Annotated in this window: 18 protein-coding genes; 11 read left to right on the top strand and 7 right to left on the bottom strand. The window is 69.1% G+C overall.

The features are described 5' to 3' along the window. Positions 1–19: 19 nt before the first annotated feature. Complete coding sequence (gene trxA / locus IHE47_RS15500; RefSeq protein ID WP_225562006.1) at positions 20–400, bottom strand: thioredoxin TrxA; 381 nt, start codon at positions 398–400, stop codon at positions 20–22. 355 nt (positions 401–755) lie between these two features. Between trxA and IHE47_RS15495 the strand changes: the two genes are divergently transcribed. The 5 genes from IHE47_RS15495 to ung all read left to right on the top strand — a co-directional run bounded on the left by IHE47_RS15495 (position 756) and on the right by ung (position 5,857). Beyond that, positions 756–2,474, top strand: a complete 1,719-nt coding sequence (locus IHE47_RS15495; RefSeq protein WP_192107496.1) for a DEAD/DEAH box helicase — start codon at positions 756–758, stop codon at positions 2,472–2,474. Positions 2,475–2,666: 192 nt separating this feature from the next. Next, entirely contained in the window at positions 2,667–3,344 is a 678-nt protein-coding gene (gene ftsE / locus IHE47_RS15490; protein ID WP_192107494.1) for a cell division ATP-binding protein FtsE, read from the top strand. A gap of 2 nt (positions 3,345–3,346) precedes the next feature. Next, positions 3,347–4,300 (top strand): permease-like cell division protein FtsX, encoded by a 954-nt coding sequence (ftsX, locus tag IHE47_RS15485; RefSeq protein ID WP_192107492.1) that lies wholly within the window; start codon positions 3,347–3,349, stop codon positions 4,298–4,300. 19 nt (positions 4,301–4,319) lie between these two features. Beyond that, positions 4,320–5,162, top strand: a complete 843-nt coding sequence (locus IHE47_RS15480) for a response regulator (RefSeq protein ID WP_192107490.1) — start codon at positions 4,320–4,322, stop codon at positions 5,160–5,162. Further along, positions 5,159–5,857 (top strand): uracil-DNA glycosylase, encoded by a 699-nt coding sequence (gene ung, locus IHE47_RS15475; protein ID WP_192107488.1) that lies wholly within the window; start codon positions 5,159–5,161, stop codon positions 5,855–5,857. Before IHE47_RS15480 ends, ung begins: the two co-directional genes overlap by 4 nt. Here the strand turns inward: ung and IHE47_RS15470 are convergent, their stop codons facing one another. Next, on the bottom strand, positions 5,858–6,541 hold the full coding sequence (locus IHE47_RS15470) for a Fe2+-dependent dioxygenase (protein WP_192107486.1): 684 nt from the start codon (positions 6,539–6,541) through the stop codon (positions 5,858–5,860). Positions 6,542–6,777: 236 nt separating this feature from the next. Here IHE47_RS15470 and rpoH point away from each other — a divergent pair, with 236 nt between their 5' ends. The 6 genes from rpoH (at position 6,778) to IHE47_RS15440 (ending at position 15,816) form a co-directional block, all read left to right on the top strand. Continuing rightward, on the top strand, positions 6,778–7,635 hold the full coding sequence (gene rpoH, locus IHE47_RS15465; protein ID WP_192107483.1) for an RNA polymerase sigma factor RpoH: 858 nt from the start codon (positions 6,778–6,780) through the stop codon (positions 7,633–7,635). Between the two features lie 173 nt (positions 7,636–7,808). Beyond that, entirely contained in the window at positions 7,809–8,486 is a 678-nt protein-coding gene (locus tag IHE47_RS15460) for a response regulator transcription factor (protein WP_192107481.1), read from the top strand. After that, entirely contained in the window at positions 8,470–9,855 is a 1,386-nt protein-coding gene (locus tag IHE47_RS15455; protein WP_225562004.1) for a HAMP domain-containing sensor histidine kinase, read from the top strand. Before IHE47_RS15460 ends, IHE47_RS15455 begins: the two co-directional genes overlap by 17 nt. Before the next feature lie 130 nt (positions 9,856–9,985). Continuing rightward, positions 9,986–13,192, top strand: coding sequence for an efflux RND transporter permease subunit (locus tag IHE47_RS15450; protein WP_192107480.1), 3,207 nt, complete (start codon positions 9,986–9,988; stop codon positions 13,190–13,192). Then, entirely contained in the window at positions 13,179–14,369 is a 1,191-nt protein-coding gene (locus IHE47_RS15445) for an efflux RND transporter periplasmic adaptor subunit (protein ID WP_192107478.1), read from the top strand. Before IHE47_RS15450 ends, IHE47_RS15445 begins: the two co-directional genes overlap by 14 nt. Next, positions 14,356–15,816: an efflux transporter outer membrane subunit gene (locus IHE47_RS15440; protein ID WP_192107476.1), complete on the top strand. Its 1,461-nt coding sequence runs from the start codon at positions 14,356–14,358 to the stop codon at positions 15,814–15,816. The genes IHE47_RS15445 and IHE47_RS15440 overlap by 14 nt, the downstream gene beginning before the upstream one ends. Positions 15,817–15,849: 33 nt before the next feature. Here IHE47_RS15440 and IHE47_RS15435 read toward each other — a convergent pair whose 3' ends face one another. The 5 genes from IHE47_RS15435 to IHE47_RS15415 all read right to left on the bottom strand — a co-directional run bounded on the left by IHE47_RS15435 (position 15,850) and on the right by IHE47_RS15415 (position 21,081). Further along, complete coding sequence (locus IHE47_RS15435; RefSeq protein ID WP_192107474.1) at positions 15,850–17,115, bottom strand: NAD(P)/FAD-dependent oxidoreductase; 1,266 nt, start codon at positions 17,113–17,115, stop codon at positions 15,850–15,852. A gap of 37 nt (positions 17,116–17,152) precedes the next feature. Then, a complete protein-coding gene (locus IHE47_RS15430) occupies positions 17,153–17,560 on the bottom strand; it encodes a type II toxin-antitoxin system VapC family toxin (RefSeq protein ID WP_192107472.1) in 408 nt (135 codons plus the stop codon). A gap of 2 nt (positions 17,561–17,562) precedes the next feature. Continuing rightward, positions 17,563–17,787: a CopG family transcriptional regulator gene (locus IHE47_RS15425; protein ID WP_192107470.1), complete on the bottom strand. Its 225-nt coding sequence runs from the start codon at positions 17,785–17,787 to the stop codon at positions 17,563–17,565. A gap of 101 nt (positions 17,788–17,888) precedes the next feature. After that, positions 17,889–18,836, bottom strand: coding sequence for a sterol desaturase family protein (locus IHE47_RS15420; protein ID WP_192107467.1), 948 nt, complete (start codon positions 18,834–18,836; stop codon positions 17,889–17,891). 67 nt (positions 18,837–18,903) lie between these two features. Further along, entirely contained in the window at positions 18,904–21,081 is a 2,178-nt protein-coding gene (locus tag IHE47_RS15415) for a primosomal protein N' (protein WP_192108322.1), read from the bottom strand. Positions 21,082–21,376 lie beyond the last annotated feature (295 nt).

Genomic DNA, 21,376 nt, shown 5'->3' with positions numbered 1-21,376 from the left:
CGGCGGACGGCGAAGGCGATCAGATCGCCTTGTCGATCATCTGGGCCAGTTGGCCCTTGCTGACGGCGCCGATCTGGGTGGCCTCGACCTTGCCGTTCTTGAACACCATCAGGGTGGGGATGCCGCGCACGCCGTAGGTGCGGGGCGTCTTCTGGTTGTGGTCGATGTTGAGTTTCACCACGCGCAGCTTGCCCTGGTACTGGCCGGCCAGCTCGTCGAGGATGGGTGCGATGGCCTTGCACGGGCCGCACCACTCGGCCCAGAAATCCAGCAGCACGGGGGTGTCGGACTGCAGCACTTCCTGCTCGAAGGCGTCGTCGCTCACATGTGTAATCAGGTCGCTCACCGGGATCTCCGAAAGACGGGAGGAAGGAAGGTTCGGCGACCGCGCGGCCTGCATCGGCTACACTGGGGCGCCCAAGAAGCGCGGGTCGAACCGGGAAAGAGGGGCTTGGCCTGACGGCCTGGTGCCTCATTGCAACGTAACTCGGGGCGCGATTCAAGCGATTCAAGGGCGGCAACGGACGGTTCCGTTGACATAGGCGAGGCGACTCAAGCGCTTGCGGGGCAAACGCGGGCATCCGGGTTCGTCGAGTCCTTTCACCTATGCCAGCGGGACTGCCGGTTGCGCCCAACGACCCGGCGCTGCGTATGTATCGCCACGCGCCGCACATCCCACCGCTCCGCACGCGCTCCCCGCGACCGGAGCCGGGCCGGCCCACGCCTGCGCCCGCATCCCACCGGCTTTCCATTCCATGTCGCAAACCGTACTCACCGAAACCTTTTTCGCCAACTTCGAACTCCACCCCCTGTTGCAGCAAGGCCTGGCCGACGCCGGCTTCACCCGCTGCACGCCGATCCAGGAGCTGACCCTGCCGGTGGCGCTGACCGGCCGCGACGTCGCCGGCCAGGCGCAGACCGGCACCGGCAAGACCTGTGCCTTCCTGGTCGCGCTGATGAACCGCCTGCTCACCACGCCCGCCGTGGCCGAGCGCAAGGACAGCGACCCGCGCGCGCTGGTGATCGCACCGACCCGCGAACTGGCGATCCAGATCGACAAGGACGCGCGCAACATCGGCCGCCACACCGGCCTGAAGACCGCACTGATCTACGGCGGCGTCGACTACGACAAGCAGCGCCAGCAGCTGCACGACGGCTGCGACATCATCATCGCCACGCCGGGCCGCCTGCTCGACTACTACAAGCAGCAGGTGTTCGGCTTCAACGGCGTCGAGGTGATGGTGATCGACGAGGCCGACCGCATGTTCGACCTCGGCTTCATCAAGGACGTGCGCTTCATCTTCCGCCGCCTGCCGGCGCGCGAGCAGCGCCAGGTGCTGCTGTTTTCCGCCACGCTGAGCCACCGCGTGCTGGAGCTGGCCTACGAGCACATGCACAACGCCGAGAAGCTGGTGGTGGAAAGCGACAACGTCACCGCCGACAAGGTGCGCCAAGTGGTGTACTTCCCGGCCAAGGAGGAAAAGCTGCCGCTGTTGCTCAACCTGATCGACAGGCACCAGCCCAAGCGCAGCATCATCTTCGTCAACACCAAGGCCGCCGCCGAGCGCGTCACCGAGCGCGTGAAGCGCCACGGCTGCCGCGTCGGCGCGATCTCCGGCGACGTGCCCCAGCTCAAGCGCCAGAAGCTGCTGCAGCGCTTCCAGGACGGCCAGCTCGACATCCTGGTCGCCACCGATGTGGCCGCGCGCGGTCTGCACATCCCCGCGGTCAGCCACGTGTTCAACTATGACCTGCCGCAGGACGCCGAGGACTACGTGCACCGCATCGGCCGCACCGCGCGCCTAGGCGCGGAAGGCGACGCGATCAGCTTCGCCTGCGACCTCTACGCGATGAGCCTGCCGGACATCGAGACCTACATCGGCCAGGCCATCCCGGTGGCGGCCATCGAGCCCGAACTTCTGGTGATGCCGAAGCCGCGCGAGATCGATGCCGAGTTCGCCGCGAACGCCGCCGCCGACAGCGCCGCGTTCGGCGACCGCGTCGAGTCGCGGCACGACGACAAGAAGGACGGCCGTTCGCGCCGCAGCGGCGGGCGCGGTGGCGAACGTGGCGAGCGCGGGCCGCGCGAAGGCCGGCCGCACGATGCGCGGCCGCCGCGTGCGCCGCGCGCCGACGCGCCGGCTGCCGAAGCTGCGGCTCCTGTCGCAGCGGTGGCGAACGAAGCCGCCGCGGCCGGCGCAGCCGGCGAGGGCGAGCGCAAGCGCCGCCGTCGCCGTGGCGGCCGCAACCGTCGCCGCGAGGGCGAAGTGGCGGCCAACGCCATGCCGGGCAATCCGCAGGCGGCGCCGGGCGAAGGCGGCCGGCCGCCACGCGGGGAGCGTCGACCGCGCGAACAGAATGCGGTGGAAGGCGCGCGCCCCTCGCGCCAGGTGGCCGCGACCGTCGCCGAACCCGCGCACCCGAACAAGCCCAGCCTGTTCCGCCGCCTGACGCGCTTGTTCACGGGCCGCTGATCGCCCGCTCCTTCCCCTCTCCCACTTGTGGGAGAGGGTGCCCCGCAGGGGCGGGAGAGGGCCCGGGCGGAGCGCAGTGCCGAGGCAAGTCCGAAACCTTCTCCCCGGCCCCGTTCCCAGAGGGAGCAAACCGGCGACCTTGTGCCCCGCATCCCTTATCCTTGTCGTCGATACGGCAGGCGAGGATGCGCGGTGATCCAGTTCGACCAGGTGAGCAAGCATTACGCGGGCGGCCACGAGGCGCTCTCGCAGCTTTCCTTCACCGTGCCCACGGGCGAGATGGCCTTCGTCACCGGCCACTCCGGCGCGGGCAAGAGCACCCTGCTCAAGCTGCTGGGCGTGATCGAGCGGCCCAGCCACGGCACGATCTCGGTGGGCGGACAGAACCTCGCCAAGGTGCGTGGCCGCGGCATTCCCAAATTGCGCCAGCGCATCGGCATGGTGTTCCAGAACCATCGCCTGCTGATGGACCGCACCGTGTTCGCCAACGTCGAATTGCCGTTGACCATCGCCGGCATCGCGCGGCAGGAACGCGGCCGGCGCGTGCGCGCGGCGCTGGAGAAAGTGGGCCTGCTTTCCTATGAGCGCCAGTTGCCGGCCACGCTGTCCACCGGCGAACAGCAGCGCGTGGGCATCGCGCGCGCCATCGTGGGCCGGCCGTCGTTGCTGATCGCCGACGAGCCCACCGGCAACCTCGATCCGCAGCTCGCGCTGGAGATCATGGGCCTGTTCGCCGAGTTCCAGCAGGTGGGCACCACGGTGCTGATCGCCAGCCACGACCTGCCGCTGATCAAGCGCATGCGCAAGCGCGTGGTGGTGCTGGACCATGGCCGGCTGGTGGCCGACCTGGCCGCCGAGGAGGTGCTGTGACCATGGATGCCGCCAGCCACCCGCGCAACGAACCCAGCCGCACCCGCAGCGTGTCCAGCTGGCGTGAGCACCACGGCTGGAGCGCCGCCGACAGCCTGCGCCGGCTCGCCGCGCGTCCGTTCGGCAGCCTGCTCACCATCGCGGTGATGGGCTTGGCGCTGGCATTGCCGCTGGCGTTCTGCCTGCTGCTGGGCAACGTGCAGCAGATGGGCCGGGCGCTGGGCCAGGACCAGGCGATCAACGTGTTCCTGCAGCCGGACCAGGGCGAATCGCAGGTGCAACTGCTGGCGAAACAGGTGGGCGACCGTTCCGACGTGGCGGCGGTGACGGTCAAGACGCCGCAGCAGGGCCTGGACGAGTTGGCGAAGCTGCAGGGCTTTTCCGGCGCGCTCGACGCGCTGGAGCAGAATCCGCTGCCCTACGTGCTGATGGTGCAACCCAAGCCTGGTCTCGATGCGCCGACCGTGGAACGGCTGGTCGGCGACCTGCGCGACCTGCGCAGCGTGGCCCAGGTGCAGGACAGCGGCAGCTGGCGGCAGCGGCTGGATGCCCTGCTCGGCGTCGGCGACCGCGTGGTGCTGGCGCTGGCCCTGATGCTGGCGGTGGCCGCCCTGCTGGTGGTCGGCAACACGGTGCGGGTGGACATCGCCAGCCGCAGCGAGGAGATCGGCGTGCTGCTGCTGGTGGGCGCCAGCGGCGCCTTCGTGCGCCGCCCCTACCTGTATGCGGGCATCTGGTACGGCCTGTTCAGCGGCATCCTTGCCGCGCTGCTGGCATTGGCGATCGAATTCGCGTTGAGCGGGCCGGTCGCGCAGTTGAGCCAGGCCTATGATGGCAAGCTGCACATCAGCGGCCTGCCGCTGTGGTTGTTGCTGGCAACGCCGGTGGCCGCCGCGGTGCTGGGCTGGCTGGGCGCGCGGCTGGTCAGCGCGTGGCAGTTGCGCAAGGCGGCCTGATCGGGGGCAGGGGACGGGCATGAACACGAACATCAGCAACCGTTCGGCAGGCACGGCGCCACGCGTGCTGGTGGTCGACGGTTCCCGCATGGTGCGGCAGATGATCGCCCGCGTGCTGACGGCCGAGCTCCCGGGCGTGGAGGTGGTGGGCTGCGGCAGCGGCGGCGAGGCGCAGCAACTGCTGGGCGAGGGCGTGTTCGACTTCATCACCACCGCGCTGCGCATGCCCGACATGGATGGCCTGGAACTGGCGCGCTTCGTGCGCGAATCCGCGCCGCAGGCCTACGTGCCCATCGTGGTGGTTTCCGGCGACGTGGACGACCGCCTGCACCGGCGCACGCTGGGCGAGGACGTCACCGACTACTTCGACAAGTCGCTGGGCTTCCAGGCGCTGGCCGAGTTCATCCGCGGCTACGTGCGCCCGGAGGGCAGCGCGGAAGGCGAGGTGCTGTACGTGGAAGACAGCCGCGTGGTCGCGCTGGCCACCCGCCGCATGCTGGAGAAGTACGGCCTCACCGTGCACCACGTGGTCAGCGTGGAAGACGCGCTGGCGATGCTGGAAACCGCCAGGGTGCGCGGCGAAGTGGGTGCCGACGTGGTGCTCACCGACGTGAGCCTGAAGGGCGAGCTCACCGGCGGCGACCTGCTTGAGCGCATCCGCAACCACTTCGGCTACGGCAAGGGCAAGCTGCCGGTGCTGGTGATGACGGGCGACGAGAACCCGGCCAACCAGGCCGCGCTGATCAAGGCCGGCGCCAACGACCTGGTGGAAAAGCCGGTGGACGAAAAGCTGCTGGTCACCAAGCTGCTGTTCCAGTTGCGCGTGGCGCGGCACCTGCGCCAGCGCGGCGCCGCCGCATGAGCGAGGTGCGGCTGGAGCCTTCGTGGAAGGCGCGCATCGGCGCCTGCCTGCAGCGGCCCGAGATGCAGGCGCTGGCCGAATTCCTGCGCAGCGAGAAGCGCGCGGGCAAGGCGGTCTATCCGCCGGGCGCGGAGATCTTCGCCGCGTTCGACCACACGCCGTTCGACGCGGTGCGCGTGGTGATCCTCGGCCAGGATCCGTACCACGGCCCCGGCCAGGCGCATGGCCTGTGCTTCTCGGTACGCCCGGGCGTGCAGACGCCGCCGTCGCTGGTGAACATCTTCAAGGAAATCGACCGCGACCTCGGCATCGCCCCGCCCGACCACGGTTGCCTCACGCCCTGGGCCGACCGCGGCGTGCTGCTGCTCAACGCGGTGCTCACTGTGGAGCGCGGGCTGGCCGCCTCCCATCAGGGCAAGGGCTGGGAAGGTTTCACCGACGCGGCCATCGATGCGCTCAACCGCGAGCGCGAAGGCCTCGTGTTCATGCTCTGGGGCAGCTATGCCCAGCGCAAGGGCCAGCTCATCGACACGCGCAGGCACTGCGTGCTGAAAAGCGTGCATCCCTCGCCGCTGTCGGCGCACCGCGGCTTCCTCGGCTGCGGGCATTTCTCCGCGGCCAACCGTTACCTCGAGGCGCACGGGCAGGCGCCAGTCGACTGGTCGTTGCCGTCGCGCGCTGCGTTGCCGGGTTGATTACCCGGTCACTTCAGCCCACATGCGCAGCAGGTTCGCGTGCGAGCGGCTCACGGCGTCGAAGGCCGTGCTCTTGCCCTCGCGCCCGAAGATGTCGCGCTTGGCGCTTTCCAGATCCCACAGCAGTTCGCGCCGGGCCGGGTCGCGCACCATGCTCTGCACCCAGATGATGGCCGCGTCGCGTGCGCCGCGGGTCACCGTGCCGACGTGGTGCAGGGTGTTGGCCGGGTAGGCGATGGCGGCGCCGGCCTCCAGCTTGAATCGGTGTTCCATGCCGCCGCTGGCATGCGTCACCAGTTCGCCACCGTCGTAGCTGCGCGGATCGGAGAGGAACACGGTGATCGCGATGTCGCTGCGCACCGCGTTGCCCATGCTGCCCATGATCGGGGAGTCGACGTGCGCGCCGTACTCCATGCCGCCGGCATAGCGGTTGAACAGTGGCAGGGTGCTCGCCGCCGGCAGCAGCGCCGCCTGCAGCAGGCCATGGCGGTGGAAGGCGGTGCGCACGATGTCGGCCATCCGCGCGTAGTTCGCACTGCCGGTGTCGATCTGCTGGTTCTTCTTCACGGTGCGCGCCGACCAGCCGGCCGTGGCGGCGCCGTCGACGAAGGGAGCGGATTGCAGTTCGGCGCGCAGCGCGGCCAGTTCCTGCGCGGTCAGCACATCGGGTACACAGACGATCAAGCAGATTCCCCTTGTGGCGTGGCTTCTCCCGGCATTGTAGTAAGCGCCGCGGCCACCCCGCGACCGTTTTCAAGCCCTGCCCAACGGCCCATGCCCGGCAGGGCCGCGGGGTGCAGGATGGACAAGCAGCCCATATTTCTGTACGATTCGGTTCACTAAAGGCCGTGAACTATCCGCGGCTTTAGCACTCCAATCACCAGAGTGCTAACCTGAAGTCCTTGTACCGGAGGTTTCCCATGTCCCAAGCCTTGGCGACCATCCCCTCGACCTTGCCCAGCGTGGTCGGTAGCCTGGATGCCTACATCTCGGCCGTACACCGCATCCCGGTGCTGAGCCAGGACGAGGAGCAGGATCTGTCGCGCCGCTACAACGCGCAGGAAGACCTGTCGGCGGCGAAGAAGCTGGTGATGTCGCACCTGCGTTTCGTGGTGCACGTGGCGCGTGGCTATTCCGGCTACGGCCTGCAGCTCGCCGACCTGATCCAGGAAGGCAACATCGGCCTGATGAAGGCGGTGAAGCGTTTCGACCCCGACCAGGGCGTGCGCCTGGTCAGCTTCGCGGTGCACTGGATCCGCGCCGAGATGCACGAGTTCATCCTGAAGAACTGGCGCATCGTGAAGGTGGCCACCACCAAGGCGCAGCGCAAGCTGTTCTTCAACCTGCGCAAGAGCAAGAAGCGCCTGGGCTGGATGAATGCCGAGGAAGTGCGCGCGGTGGCGCAGGACCTGGGCGTGCCCGAGGCCACGGTGCGCGAGATGGAATCGCGCCTGTCCGGCCGAGACATCGGCTTCGAGGCCCCGGCGGATGCCGAGGACGACGCCAAGCCGGCGCCGGAAGCCTTCCTGGTCGATGAAGGCGCCGACCCGTACGACAACCTGGCCGAGGCCGACCAGAGCGACAACCAGCTCAACACCCTGTCGAGCGCATTGCGGAACCTGGACGAGCGTTCGCGCCACATCATCCAGCGCCGCTGGCTGGACGAGGACAAGGCCACGCTGCAGGAACTGGCCGACGAGTACGGCGTGTCCGCCGAGCGCATCCGCCAGGTCGAGGCGAACGCGATGAAGAAGATGCGCGGGCTGTTCGCGGCCTGATCCAATGAGGTAACAGACAACGGCCCGCGATGCGGGCCGTTTCGTTTGCTCCTCCCCCTGCATGCAGGGGGAGGTTGGGAGGGGGTAAGGTTGCCGAAGCAAAGGCACCCCACCCCGACCCTCCCCTGCTAGCAGGGGAGGGCGCTGAAGCTGACGCCACCCCGGATTCCGCGATGCCCCGCATCCTGGTCATCGAAGACGACGAAGTCACCGCGCGCGAGATCGTCACGGAACTCGCCGCGCACGGCATGGTGGCGGACTGGATAGCCACCGGTCGCGCGGGCCTGGAGCACGCGCTGGCCGGCGGCTACGACCTGATCACGCTGGACCGCATGCTGCCGGGCATGAGCGGCATCGACGTCATTACCGCATTGCGCGAGCGCCGCGTGGAGACGCCGGTGCTGATGATCAGCGCCTTGAGCGAAGTGGACGAGCGCGTGCGCGGCCTGCGCGCAGGCGGCGACGACTACCTCACCAAGCCGTTCGCGCCGGACGAAATGGCGGCGCGGGTCGAGGTGCTGTTGCGGCGGCATCAGCCGCAGGCGGAGAATCGCCTGCGTGTGGCCGACCTAGAACTCGATCTGGTGCGGCACGTCGCCTGGCGCGACGGCCAGCCGCTTTCGCTCTTGCCCACGGAATACCGGTTGCTGGAGTTCCTCATGCGCAATTCCGGCCAGGTGCTCAGCCGCACGATGATCTTCGAGCACGTCTGGGGCTTCCATTTCGACCCGGGCACCAACGTGATCGACGTCCACATCGGCCGCCTGCGCCGCAAGATCGACGTCGCGGGCCTGCCCGCGCTGATCCACACCGTGCGCGGCTCGGGGTATCGCCTTGCGCCCGCTGATTGACGTCTGGCGCTCGGCCACCTCGCGCCTGATCCTGATCTACGGCGCGCTGTTCGTGGTGTGGAGCGTGGTGCTGCTGGGCGCGATCCAGTGGGAAAGCTCGCGCTACCTCACCCACGTGCTCGACGAGATCGTGTCGCAGCGCATGCAGTACCTGGGGCAGATGGACGAGGCGCACTTGCCGCAGGCGGTGGATGCGGCGGGCACGCTGGATCCGCACGGCATCATGTCGGCCGGGTTGTTCGACACACAGGGCAGGCCGTTGGCCGGCAACATCGCCAGCCTGCCGCAAGGGTTGGTGGCGGACGGCCGGATGCATCTGCTGCCCAAGGGCGTGCTGCGCATGGATCGTCTGCGCAGCGACATCAGTGCACGCGCGATGGGGCAACGTCTCCATGGCGGCGAACTGCTGGTGCTGGCCAAGGACACCAGCACCATCGACGGGCTGGGCGCGATCATCCGCCGCACCCTGTTGTGGGGCCTGTCGCTGACGGTGATCCCGGGCCTGCTCGGCGGCCTGCTGCTCAGCCGCGGCCCGGCGCGGCGCATCCGCGCGATCCAGCTGGCCACCGAACCGATCCAGCGCGGCGACCTCACCAGACGCCTGCCGGTGAGCCGGCGCGGCGACGAACTGGACGTACTGGCCGGCATCGTCAACACCATGCTGGGCGAAATCGAACGCCTGATGGGCGAGGTGAAGGGCGTCTGCGACAACATCGCGCACGACCTGCGCACGCCGCTGACGCGCCTGCGTGCGCGGCTCTACCGCGCCCAGCAGCAACTGGACGGCAGGCCCGAGGCCGAATTGATGGAGGCCTGCGTGGCCGACATCGATGCGGTGCTGACGCGCTTCCGCGCCCTGCTGCGCGTGTCCGAACTGGAAGACCGGCATCGCAGCGCGTGCTTCAGCGAAGTGGACCTGGAACGCGTGCTGCAGCAGGTGCACGACTTCTACGCGCCGCTGGCCGAGGACCGCGGCCTGCGCTTCGTGCTGGAACTGGCGCCGCTGGTGCCGCTGCGTGGCGATGCGCATCTGCTGTTCGAGGCCTTCGCCAACCTGGTCGGCAATGCGATCAAGTTCACCCCCGCCGGCGGTCGCGTGCTGCTGCGCGCGCAGATGGAGCGCAATGGTCCCCGCGTGGACGTGGTGGATGGTGGTCCAGGCATTCCCGCGGGGGAGCGCGATTCGGTAACGCGGCGCTTCTATCGTGGCGACAACAGCCGCAGCACGCCGGGCTCGGGGCTGGGGTTGAGCATCGTCAGCGCGATCGTGCGCCTGCACGGCTACGCGCTGGAGATCGGCGACGGCGACGGTGGCGGCGCGTGCATCAGCATGCATTGCCTGGCGGAGCCGGCGGTCGAGGCAGCGTAAGCCATCAAGCCCCTCTCCCACTTGTGGGAGAGGGGAGCAGGGCGGGTACATGAAATTATCTTCATGAGGCTGGGCGCCCCTCGCGTGGGAAAATTACCGCGATGCAACATCGGCGCTCGGAATCCCCAGCATGCTAGATCTAGTCCGGATCGCGCTCTCGCGACCGTATACCTTCGTCGTCCTCGCCCTGCTCACGCTCATCACCGGCACGCTCGCCGCCATGCGCATGCCGGTGGACATTTTCCCGAGCATCAACATCCCGGTGATCGCGGTGGCCTGGCAGTACACCGGCCTGCCGCCCGACCAGATGGCCGGGCGCATCGATACCCCGTTCGAGCGCGGCCTCACCACCACGGTGGACGACATCGAGCACATCGAGGCGAACTCGTACACCACCTTCGGCATCATCAAGATCTTCTTCCACCCGGGCGCGAACATCGCGATCGCCAACGCGCAGGTCACCGCCTTCGCGCAGACCATGCTGAAGCAGTTGCCGGCGGGGGCGACGCCGCCATTGATCCTCAACTACAGCGCCTCGACCGTGCCCATCATCCAGCTGGCGCTGTCGGGCAAGGGCCTGAACGAGCAGAACCTGACCGACATCGGCATCAACCAGGTGCGCACCCGGCTGGTGACGGTGGAGGGCGCGGGCATTCCGTACCCGTTCGGCGGCAGGACGCCGCAGGTGATGTTCGACCTCGATCCGGCCGCGCTGCAGGCGCGCGGACTCACCGGCAACGACGTCGCCAATGCATTGGCTGCGCAGAACCTGCTGACGCCGGTGGGCACGCAGAAGGTCGGCAGCACCGAATACGTGGTCAACCTCAACAACGCGCCGTCGGGGCTCGAAGACCTCGCCAACCTGCCGATCAAGTCGGTGAACGGCGCGATGGTCTACATGCGCGACGTGGCCAACGTGCACTTCGGCAGCGCGGTGCAGACCAACATGGTGCACGTGGACGGCAGCCGCTCGATCCTGCTCAGCGTGTTCAAGAGCGGCGCCACCTCCACGCTGGACATCATCAGCGGCATCAAGAAGATGCTGACGGAGCTCAAGCCCACCTTGCCGGACGCGCTGCAGGTCAAGCCGGTGGGCGACCAGTCGGTGTTCGTCAGTGCGGCGGTGACCGGGGTGATCCGCGAAGGCGTGATCGCGGCGGCGCTGACCAGCCTGATGATCCTGCTGTTCCTCGGCAGCTGGCGCTCGACGGTGATCATCGCCGTGTCGATCCCGCTGGCGGTGCTGGGCTCGGTGGCGATCCTCGCGGCGCTGGGCCAGACGCTCAACATCATGACCCTGGGCGGCCTGGCGCTGGCGGTGGGCATCCTGGTGGACGACGCCACGGTGACCATCGAGAACATCAACTGGCACCTCGAGCACGGCAAGGACGTGGAAACCGCGATCATGGACGGCGCGGCGCAGATCGTGACGCCGGCCTTCGTCTCGCTGCTGTGCATCTGCATCGTGTTCGTGCCGATGTTCTTCCTCGAAGGCGTGGCGCGCTACCTGTTCGTGCCGATGGCCGAGGCGGTGATGTTCGCGATGGTGTGCTCGTTCATCCTGTCGCGCACGCTGGTGCCGACGATGGCGAACTACCTGCTGAAGGCGCATGCGCCGGGCGTCGGCGCGCATGGCGACGACAGCCTGCACGCGCCGTCGCGCAATCCGCTGGTGCGCTTCCAGCGCGGCTTCGAGGCGCGCTTCGAGAAGATCCGCGTCGGCTACCACGGCATGCTCGGGCTGGCGCTGCGCCATCGGCGCGTGTTCGTGATGGGCTTCCTCGCCTTCGTGGTGCTGTCGTTCGGACTCACGCCCTTCCTCGGCCGCAACTTCTTCCCGTCGGTGGATGCCGGCCAGATGCTGATCCACGTGCGCGTGCGCGTCGGCACGCGGCTGGAGGACACCGCCGCGCAGTTCAGCCACATCGAGCAGTCGATCCGCCAGATCATCCCGGCGCAGGACCTGGACACGGTGGCCGACAACATCGGCGCGCCGTTCCTGTCCTCGATCAACACCGTCTACAACAACACCGGCACCATCGGCGAGCAGGACGGCGACATCCAGATCGCGCTGCGCGAAGGCCATGCGCCGACCGACGACTACGTGAAGCGCCTGCGCGAGGAGCTGCCGAAGCGCTTCCCCGGCGTGACCTTCGCCTTCCTGCCGGCGGACATCGTCAGCCAGATCCTCAACTTCGGCACGCCCGCTCCCATCGAGTTGCAGGTGCGCGGCCGCAACTTGCCGGAGGATTTCGCCTATGCCAACAAGCTGCTGGCGCAGATCCGCCGCGTTACCGGCGTGGCCGACGCGCGCATCCAGCAGTCGCAGTCGCTGCCCACGGTCAACGTGGACCTCGACCGCACGCGTGCGCAGTACACCGGCGCCACCGCGCGCGACGTCACCAACAGCATGGTGGTGAACCTCGCCGGCAGCAGCCAGGTGGCGCCGACCTACTGGCTCAATCCGCAGAACGGCATCACCTATCCGATCGTGATGCAGACGCCGCAGTACCGCCTGGACTCCGCCGCCGCGCTGGCCGACATGCCGGTCAACGCCACCGGCGGGCCGACCACCGTGCTCGGCGGCATCGCGGACATCAAGTACGGCCGCGCCGACGCGGTGTTCTCGGAATACGACATCCAGCCGATGGTGCAGATCTTCGCCAGCACGCAGGGACGCGACCTCGGCGCGGTGGCGGCGGACATCCAGAAGATCATCGCCGCCAACGCCAAGGACGCCCCGAAGGGTTCCACCATCGTCCTGCGCGGCCAGGTGCAGACGATGAACAGCGCGTTCTCGGGCCTGCTGTTCGGCCTGCTCGGCGCGATCGTGCTGATCTACTTCCTGATCGTGGTGAACTTCCAGTCCTGGGCCGATCCGTTCGTGATCATCACCGCACTGCCGGCCGCGCTGGCCGGCATCATCTGGATCCTGTTCGCCACGCACACCACGCTGTCGGTGCCCGCGCTCACCGGCGCGATCATGTGCATGGGCGTGGCCACGGCCAACTCGATCCTGGTGGTGAGTTTCTGCCGCGAACGCCTGCACGAGCATGGCGACGCGACGCGTGCCGCGCTGGAAGCCGGCTTCACCCGCTTCCGCCCGGTCTGCATGACCGCGCTGGCGATGGTCATCGGCATGCTTCCGATGGCGCTGGCGCTGGGCGAGGGCGGCGAGCAGAACGCGCCGCTCGGCCGCGCGGTGATCGGCGGCCTGGTGTTCGCCACGATTTCCACCCTGCTCTTCGTCCCTGTCGTGTTCAGCATCATCCATCGGCGCTATGGCCAGAAGCATGCGCCGCAAGGCAACCCCGGAGTAACCCATGTCCCAGCTTGATCCGCACACCCAGCCGCAAGCCGCCGCACCGCGCGGCTTGCGCACGGCTGGCATCGCCGCCGCCGTGGTGGCCGCGGTCGTCGTCGTCTATGGTCTGGTCAGCCGCGTCCACGGCACGGAACAGATGCACGACTGGACACAGCAGCAGGCGCTGCCGGTGGTCACGCTGGTGCAGCCGGAACTGGCCGCGGGCCAGTCCAGCCTGCAACTGCCGGGCCGTCTGCAGGCCTTTGTCAGCGCGCCGATCTACGCGCGCGTCTCCGGCTACCTGAAGAGCTGGAACACCGACATCGGCGCGCACGTGAAGAAGGGCGACCTGCTCGGCACCATCGAAACGCCCGACGTCGACCAGCAGCTCGCGCAGGCGCAGGCCAGCCTCGGCGTGGCGCAGGCCAACGCCAAGCTGGCGCAGATCAGCGCGAAGCGCTGGCAGGCGATGGCCGGCACCGACGCGGTCGCGCAGCAGGACATCGACCAGCGCACCAGCGCGCTGAACGCGGCCGAGGCGCAGGTGAAGGCGGCACAGGCACAGGTGGACCAGCTCGAAGTCGAGAAGGGCTTCGCCAGGCTGGTCGCGCCGTTCGACGGCACGGTCACCGCGCGCGACACCGACGTGGGCGCGCTGATCAACGTCGGCAGCGGCGCCGGTCCGGAGCTGTTCGTGGTGTCCGACACCAGCAAGCTGCGCCTGTACGTCAATGTGCCGCAGAACTACGTGCCGCAGGTGCCGAAGGGCACGCACGCGGTGCTGCGCGTGCCGGAGCATCCGGGCCAGACCTATACGGCCACCGTGCTCGACTCGGCGGGCTCGGTCAACGCTTCCAGCGGCACCACGCTGATGCAGCTGCTGGTGGACAACGGCAAGGGCGCGCTGATGCCCGGCGGCTTCGCCAGCGTGGAGCTGGACCTCGGCGCGGCGCACAACGACCTCAGCGTGCCGTCCAGCGCGCTGGTGTTCAACGGCAAGGGCATGCAGGTGGCCACGCTGGGCAGCGACGGCAGCGTCACGTTCAAGCCGGTGACGGTGCTGCGCGACGACGGCAAGCACGCCGTGATCGGCTCCGGCCTCGATGCCGGCGACAAGGTGATCGACAGCCCGCCGGACGGCATCGGCACGGGCGACCACGTGCGCGTGGCCGAACAGCAGCAGGCAGGCGATTCCCATGCGAAGGGCTGACCGCTTCCTGCTCGCGCTGCCGATCGCCGCGGCGCTGGCCGGCTGCAACCTGGCGCCGGCCTACAAGGTGCCGGTCACGCCGGTCGCCGCGCGATACAAGGACACCGGCCCGTGGGTGCAGGCGCAGCCGGCCGACCAGCTGCCGCGCGCGGACTGGTGGTCGCTGTACGGCGACCCGCAACTCGACCAGCTGCAACAGCACCTGCTCGCCAGCAACGCCGACCTCGCCGCCGCGCTGGCGCACTACCAGCAGGCGCAGGCGCTGTTCCGCGAAGCACGTTCCGGCTATTTCCCGCAGATCGGCGCCAGCGCGGGCGGCGTGCGCCAGCGCCAGTCCGACACCGCGCCGATGCGCAGCCCCACGGCGCCGGCGGAGTACGACACCTACAGCGCAGGCGCGCAGCTCAGCTACGAAGTGGACCTGTGGGGCCAGGTGCGCGACACCGTCGCCGCCGGCCGGGACGAGGCGCAGGCCGCCGCCGCCGATCTCGCTTCCGTGCAGCTCAGCCTGCAGGCGCAGCTCGCCGACGACTACCTCGCGCTGCGCGGCATCGACCAGCAACTGCAGCTGCTGCAGCAAAGCATCGATGCCTACCGGAAGGCGCTGCAGCTCACGCAGACCCTGCACGGCGGCGGCATCGTCTCTGGTCTGGACGTGGCGCGTGCGCAGACGCAGCTGTCCACGGTGAAATCGCAGTGGGCGCAGACCGCGGCGCAACGCGCGCAGATGCAGGATGCAATCGCCGTGCTGGTGGGCGAATCCGCCTCGCAGTTCAGCCTGCCGGCGCAGACCGCGAGCATCCCGCTGCCGCAGGTTCCGCTGGCCGTGCCGTCGACCCTGCTGCAACGGCGCCCCGACATAGCCGCGGCCGAACGCCGCACCGCCGAAGCCAATGCCGAAATCGGCGTGGCGCGCTCGGCCTACTTCCCCTCGCTGACGCTGGACGCGCAGGGCGGCTTTCTCAGCAAGGCCTACGGCGGACTGCTCACCGCACCCAACCACGTCTGGGCGCTCGGCCCCTCGTTGCTGCTCGACGTCTTCGACGGCGGCAAACGCAAGGCGCAGGTCGCCGCCGCCAGGGCCGCCACGGACGAAGCCGGCGCGAAATACCGCGGCGTGGTGCTGGCTGCGTTCCAGCAGGTGGAGGACAACCTCGCCCTGCTCGACCGCCTCGGCGCCGCGATGGTCGACCAGCAGGCCGCTTCCACCGCCGCGCAACACTCGCTGGACCTGGCGATGAAGCAGTACAAGGTCGGCGCCGCCAGTTACCTCGACGTGGTGCAGGCGCAGACCGCGGCCCTGCAGGCGCAGAGCGGCGTGCTGACCCTCGGCACGCAGCAGTTGCGCGCCAGCGTGCAGCTCATCCGCGCGCTGGGTGGCGGCTGGTCGCGCGAGCAGTTGGCGCAGAAGCCAGCGCAGGGCGGCGACAAGGCAGCCGGCGGATAACATCCCCGGCTGTTCGATGCACGGGGAGTGCCGTCAGCCTCGATCCGTGCGCTTGTCCTGTCCGGTGATGATCCGCGCGTGCCGAGCCTGGGTCCAGTACGCCATCGCCCAGTCCAGCATCACCACGAGGCGGTTGCGGAAGCCGATCAGGAACCAGATGTGCGCGCCCAGCCACACCCACCAGGCGAGCACGCCGGACAGGCGCAGCTTGCCGAACTGGGCGACGGCCGCCATGCGGCCGATGGTGGCCAGCGCGCCGGTATCGCGGTAGCGGAACGGCATGGCCTGCGCGTCGTCGTGCAGGCGCGCGGCGATCAGCTTGCCCGCGTGTTCGCCCATCTGCTTGGCGGCGGGCGCCACGCCGGGCACCGCGTGGCCATCCTGCTGCACGCTGGCGAGGTCGCCGATCACCAGCACCTCGGGATGGCCGGGCAGGCTGAGGTCGGGTTGCACCAGCACGCGGCCCGCGCGATCCAGTGGTGTGTCGAGGCAGCGGCCCAGCGACGAGGCGGCCACGCCTGCGGCCCACAGCACGGTGCGCGTGGCGATGCGTTCGCCGCCCAGTGCCACGCCCGTGCCGTCCACGGCAGTCACCGCCTGGCCCAGGCGTACCTGCACGCCCAGCCGTTCGAGTTGTCGCTGCGCCTTCGCCGACAGCGCGGGGTCGAACGCAGCCAGCACGCGCGGGCCGGCTTCCACCAGCAGGATGTTCGCCGCGCCCGGTTGTGCGCGGCGGAACTCGCCGGCCAGCGTGTGCCGCGCGATCTCGGCCAGCGTGCCGGCCAGTTCGACGCCGGTGGCGCCACCGCCCACCACCACGAAGTTGAGCCAGGCCTGGCGGCGGGCGGGATCGTCTTCCTCTTCGGCGCGCTCGAACGCGGTGAGCACGCGGCGGCGGATCGCCAGCGCGTCGTCCAGCGATTTCAGCCCCGGCGCATCGGCGGCCCAGTCGTCGTGGCCGAAGTAGGCGTGCGCGGCGCCGGTGGCGACGACCAGCCAGTCGTAATCCAGTCGCTCGCGCGTGAGCTGCACGTGGCGTTGCGCGAGATCGATGCCGGTGACCTCGTTCATCAGCACGGTGACGTTGCGCTGGTGGCGCAGGATCTGCCGCAGCGGCGCGGCGATCGAAGGCGCCGACAGGCCGGCGGTGGCAACCTGGTACAGCAGCGGCTGGAACAGGTGGTGGTTGTGCCGGTCCACCAGGGTGATGCGCGCCGGTGTGCGGGCCAGGGCCTGCGTGGCGGTGAGCCCGCCGAAGCCGCCGCCGAGTATCACGATGTGGGGCAGTGCATCGGGCATGGAGTGACTCCTTAATCCGGTGCTTCGAAACCCGCTCTTATCCAGCCTCGTGCCAATTCACCCAATGCAATCCCGGCACGCGCGAAAACTCGCGTTCGTTGCGCGTCACCAGCGTGGCCTGGTGGCGCAGCGCGGTGGCGGCGATCAGGGTGTCGTGCGGACCGATCGGCGTGCCGGCGGCTTCCAGTGTCGCGCGGATGCGGGCCGCATGCTGCGCGCACTCGCTGTCGAACGGCAGCATCTGCATGGGTTGCAGCAGTTGGGCCAGCGCGGCCAGGCGCGGCGTGGCCGCCTCGGCCGGCAGGCGCAGCAGGCCATAGCGCAGTTCGTATTCCACGATGGCGGGCACGCCAATCTCTGCGGGACGGAGGGCTTGCAGCCGCCCCACCACGCTAGCGTCGCCACGGAAGTAGTAGCTGATGGTGTTGCTGTCCAGCACCAGCATGCTCAGAAGCCCAAGCGCGGCATGTCGGCCACGCTGGGCGCATCCTCGCGCAGCGGGAAATCGGCGAAGCGTCCGGCCAGTGCCAGGCAGTCTTCCGGCCATTCGTGGGCCGCGTATTTGCGGATGGCTTCGGCCACCCAGCGGCTCTTGGACAGGCCGCTGGCCTGTGCGGCCTCGTCCACCAGCGCCTGCGTGGCGTCGTCCAGATACAGGGTGATTTGGGACATGGTGGCCTCCAGGAGGTTTCCAGATTATATGTTGATTATAAGTGTTCAGGGTTGCGCATTCAATCGAGAAGGGGCGCGGATCAACGTCCGCCGGCTGCCGATCAATGGCCCGGCGAGCCCCAGCCGGGCGGCATCACGATCAGCAGCGCGCGCTTCTTCCAGGAGTCCGCATTCCGGATGTCGTGCCAGAGCAGGCCGATTTCGCCGAAGTAGGTATCGGTGAAATCGTTGGGCTTCTGTGGGCGACTCAGGCCGTATCGGGGCCTGATGTCGGGAATCTCGCGGCGCAGCGTGCCAAACAGCTTGTCCCAGATCGGCAAGGTGTTGCAGTAGTTCGTGTCGATGTATTCCGGGTTGCTGGAGTGGTGGACGCGATGGTCCGAAGGCATCAGCAGCAGGGTGTCGAGGAAGCTGCCGGATTTGCCGGACGGCCAGAGTTCCTCGCTGCAATGGATCAGCGAGCCCCAGCAGGAATCGATCACCATGCACAGGATCAGCAGTTCCATCGGCACGCCGAGGATCGAGCAGATCGCCGTGCGCACGAAGTTCGCGTAGGTGCCCTGCAGGAAGAACGCGGCGAAGATCACGCCGAGGTTCATGTGGGTGGGGGCGTGGTGCGGCGAGTGCAGCACCCACAGCAGCCGCACCTTGTGGCAGGTCCAGTGGTAGACGAAGTGGCTCAGCTCCCACACCACGTAGGCATAGAAGAACCAGCCGATGCGCAGCGTCGCGGTGAATGGCGCGAGCGCGGCGAAGTGCCGCTGCGTCCACAGGAACACGTCGACGTTGACCAGCAGGCCGATGATCCAGTTGAACACGTACATCAGCACGGGGATCTTGTAGGCCCCGTAGAGCCTGCCCGGCGAGCGATGCCAGGCCCAGACCAGGAAGGCGATCTCGCACAGCAGGATCGCGGGGAAGATCGGCGAGACCACCGCCTCGATGCCCTGGATGCTCTCGAACGAAGCTAGCGTCAGGTGATGCGTGGACCTCAGCGTCTCGATGCCGCCAAGGCCGAAAAAGTTGACCAGTGCTGCGGGCAGTTGCATGCGGCCTCCCATCGTCGTCCGACCGATGCTAGTGCGGCACGAAATTAGACGGGGTGAAACTGCACGATCAGTAGAGGTCGATCGGATCCACGTCCAGCGACCAGCGCACTTTGCGTGCGCAGGGCAGCTGCGCGAGTCGTATGGCCCATGGGCGCAATGCGGCGTGGAGGTCTCGGCGGCTGGCGGCTTCCAGCAGCAGCTGCCCGCGCTGGCGACCAGCACGCAGCGGCATCGGCGCGGGCATCGGGCCGGCGACCTGCAGGCCGTGGTCGATGGGCAGGGCGGCAGCGGCATCGGCGAGGAAGGCATCGACAGCGCTGCGCTGCGTGGCTTCGGCGCGCAGCAGCGCCTGGTGCGCGAAGGGCGGCAGCATGCCTTGCCGCCGTTCGGCGAGCAGGGCTTGCGCGGCGGCGGCATAGCCCTGCGCCAGCAACTGGCGCAGCAAGGGGTGATCCGGGTGATGCGTCTGCAGCAGCACGCGGCCGGGCTTGGCGGCGCGTCCGGCGCGTCCGGCGACCTGCACCAGTTGCTGCGCCAGCCGTTCGCCGGAGCGGAAGTCCACGCTGAGCAGACCCTCGTCCACGCCGACGATGGCGACCAGGGTGAGGTTGGGCAGGTCGTGGCCCTTGGCCAGCATCTGCGTGCCGACCAGGATCGCGGGCTTCGCCTCGTCGCGCAGGTCGCCCAGCAGTTGCTCGAAGGCGTCGCGGCGCCGCGTTGTCTCACGGTCGATGCGCAGCACGGGCACGTCGGGGAAGCGCGCGGCCAGCGCCTCTTCCAGCCGCTCGGTGCCCTGGCCCTGCGGCTTCAGTTCGGTGGCGTTGCAGCTCGGGCAGGCGGCGGGGATGCGCGCGTGGTGGTCGCAGTGGTGGCAGACCAGCGCGCGCCGCCCGGCGTGCAGGGTCATCGGGCGCTCGCAGCGCGGGCAGTCGGCGTGCCAGCCGCAGGCGTGGCAGTACAGCACCGGCGCGTAGCCGCGGCGGTTCTTGAACACCAGCACCTGTTCGCCGCGCGCCACGGTGTCGGCCACCGCGGCGAGCAGGGTGGGCGAGAGGCCGTGTTCCAGTCGCTGCGCGCGCATGTCGACGATCTGCACCGTGGGCGGCCGCGCCGCGGCGGGGCGCGCGCGCAGGTGCAGCGCGCGGTAGCGGCCCGCCTCCACGTTGGCCAGCGATTCCAGCGACGGCGTGCCCGAACCCAGCAGCACCGGCACGCCCAGCGCGCGCGCGCGCACCACCGCGAGGTCGCGCGCGTGGTAGCGGAAACCTTCCTGCTGCTTGTAGGCGCCGTCGTGCTCCTCGTCCACGATCACCAGCCCGGCCTGCGGCAGCGGCGTGAACACCGCCGAGCGGGTGCCGAGGATCACCCTAGCCTCGCCGCTGCGCGCGCGCAGCCAGGCGCGGGCGCGTTCGCCGTCGGCGAGGTTGGAGTGGATCACTTCCACCGGCACGCCCAGGCGCTCGCGCAGGCGGCGCAGGGTCTGCGGGGCGAGGCCGATCTCCGGCACCAGCAGCAGCGCCTGCCGGCCCTGCGCCAGCACGCGTTCGATCAGCGCGAGGTACACCTCGGTCTTGCCGCTGCCGGTGACGCCGTCGAGCAGGAAGGGCTGGTAGCCGCCGAGGCTCGCCGCCACGGCGTCCACGGCTTGTTGCTGTTCCCCGCTGAGCGCGGGCGCGTGGCGCGTGGGCGGGTTCGTGCCGGCGCTGCGTTCGCCGCGCGCCACGAGGCCGGCGGCGAGCAGCCGGCGCGCCGCGGCGCGCCAGTCGGGCAGGCAGGCATCCAGTTCGGCCGCGCTCAATGCGCCCGCGGCGAGTTCGGCGAGCAGGGCGCGACTGCCGCCGCGCCGGCTGCCGGCATCCAGTGCGCTGCGCCCGGTGGTGGTGAGCGACCAGCATTCCTCGCCCAGCGGCGGCAGCGGCTTCGCTTCGCGCAGCGCCAGCGGCAGCGCGTTGGCGTAGGCCTCGCCGGGTGCGGCCAGCCAGTAGTCGGCGGCCCAGGCCAGGGTCTGCATCAGTTCGGCGTCGAGCAGGGGCGTGTCGTCCAGCAGGCGCAGCGCGCGCTTGAGCTTGCCTGCACCGATCGCGGCTTCCACGCCCGTGGCCACTACCACACCGACCGTCTGGCCACGGCCGAACGGCACCAGCACGCGGCAGCCCGGCTGCACGTCGTCGCCCGCCGCGGGCGGCAGGTAGTCGAACAGGGTGGGCAGGGGCACCGGCAGGGCGACGCGCAGGACGGCAGGCATCATGGCGGGCAGTTTAGCGGTGGGGTCAAGCTGCCGAAGGGTGGATTCCCGGGACACGGATCCAGTGGTGCGGAGCTTGCGGGTACTTTCTGCCTGGGGGTCGAGGAACGAGTCGCAAGTCACTCTTCGGCGCAGGTTTTTCCGCTTATCCACAAAGCCTGTGGAAAAGTCTGTGGATGAGGCGGGGACGAGGGGCGCCGAAGCGCATGGCGGCGCCCTTCGCGACGGTCTGGACATGTTTTGGTCATGTTGAAAACGTTTTTTATATCAATGACTTGCAAATCCGTGTCAGAAG

This window comes from Rhodanobacter sp. DHB23, from assembly GCF_014842975.1.
Lineage (GTDB): Bacteria > Pseudomonadota > Gammaproteobacteria > Xanthomonadales > Rhodanobacteraceae > Rhodanobacter_A.
This window is presented reverse-complemented; position numbering and strand designations above follow the sequence as displayed.

What these genes read in the sequence shown, in the direction of transcription:
- IHE47_RS15480 (WP_192107490.1), top strand. Translation starts at nt 4,320, where the DNA reads ATGAACACGAACATCAGCAACCGTTCGGCAGGCACGGCGCCACGCGTG.
- IHE47_RS15450 (WP_192107480.1), top strand. Translation starts at nt 9,986, where the DNA reads ATGCTAGATCTAGTCCGGATCGCGCTCTCGCGACCGTATACCTTCGTC.
- IHE47_RS15420 (WP_192107467.1), bottom strand. Translation starts at nt 18,836, where the DNA reads ATGCAACTGCCCGCAGCACTGGTCAACTTTTTCGGCCTTGGCGGCATC.
- IHE47_RS15425 (WP_192107470.1), bottom strand. Translation starts at nt 17,787, where the DNA reads ATGTCCCAAATCACCCTGTATCTGGACGACGCCACGCAGGCGCTGGTG.
- IHE47_RS15445 (WP_192107478.1), top strand. Translation starts at nt 13,179, where the DNA reads ATGTCCCAGCTTGATCCGCACACCCAGCCGCAAGCCGCCGCACCGCGC.
- ung (WP_192107488.1), top strand. Translation starts at nt 5,159, where the DNA reads ATGAGCGAGGTGCGGCTGGAGCCTTCGTGGAAGGCGCGCATCGGCGCC.
- IHE47_RS15435 (WP_192107474.1), bottom strand. Translation starts at nt 17,115, where the DNA reads ATGCCCGATGCACTGCCCCACATCGTGATACTCGGCGGCGGCTTCGGC.
- ftsX (WP_192107492.1), top strand. Translation starts at nt 3,347, where the DNA reads ATGGATGCCGCCAGCCACCCGCGCAACGAACCCAGCCGCACCCGCAGC.
- trxA (WP_225562006.1), bottom strand. Translation starts at nt 400, where the DNA reads ATGCAGGCCGCGCGGTCGCCGAACCTTCCTTCCTCCCGTCTTTCGGAG.
- IHE47_RS15495 (WP_192107496.1), top strand. Translation starts at nt 756, where the DNA reads ATGTCGCAAACCGTACTCACCGAAACCTTTTTCGCCAACTTCGAACTC.
- rpoH (WP_192107483.1), top strand. Translation starts at nt 6,778, where the DNA reads ATGTCCCAAGCCTTGGCGACCATCCCCTCGACCTTGCCCAGCGTGGTC.
- IHE47_RS15415 (WP_192108322.1), bottom strand. Translation starts at nt 21,081, where the DNA reads ATGCCTGCCGTCCTGCGCGTCGCCCTGCCGGTGCCCCTGCCCACCCTG.
- IHE47_RS15460 (WP_192107481.1), top strand. Translation starts at nt 7,809, where the DNA reads ATGCCCCGCATCCTGGTCATCGAAGACGACGAAGTCACCGCGCGCGAG.
- IHE47_RS15430 (WP_192107472.1), bottom strand. Translation starts at nt 17,560, where the DNA reads ATGCTGGTGCTGGACAGCAACACCATCAGCTACTACTTCCGTGGCGAC.
- IHE47_RS15440 (WP_192107476.1), top strand. Translation starts at nt 14,356, where the DNA reads ATGCGAAGGGCTGACCGCTTCCTGCTCGCGCTGCCGATCGCCGCGGCG.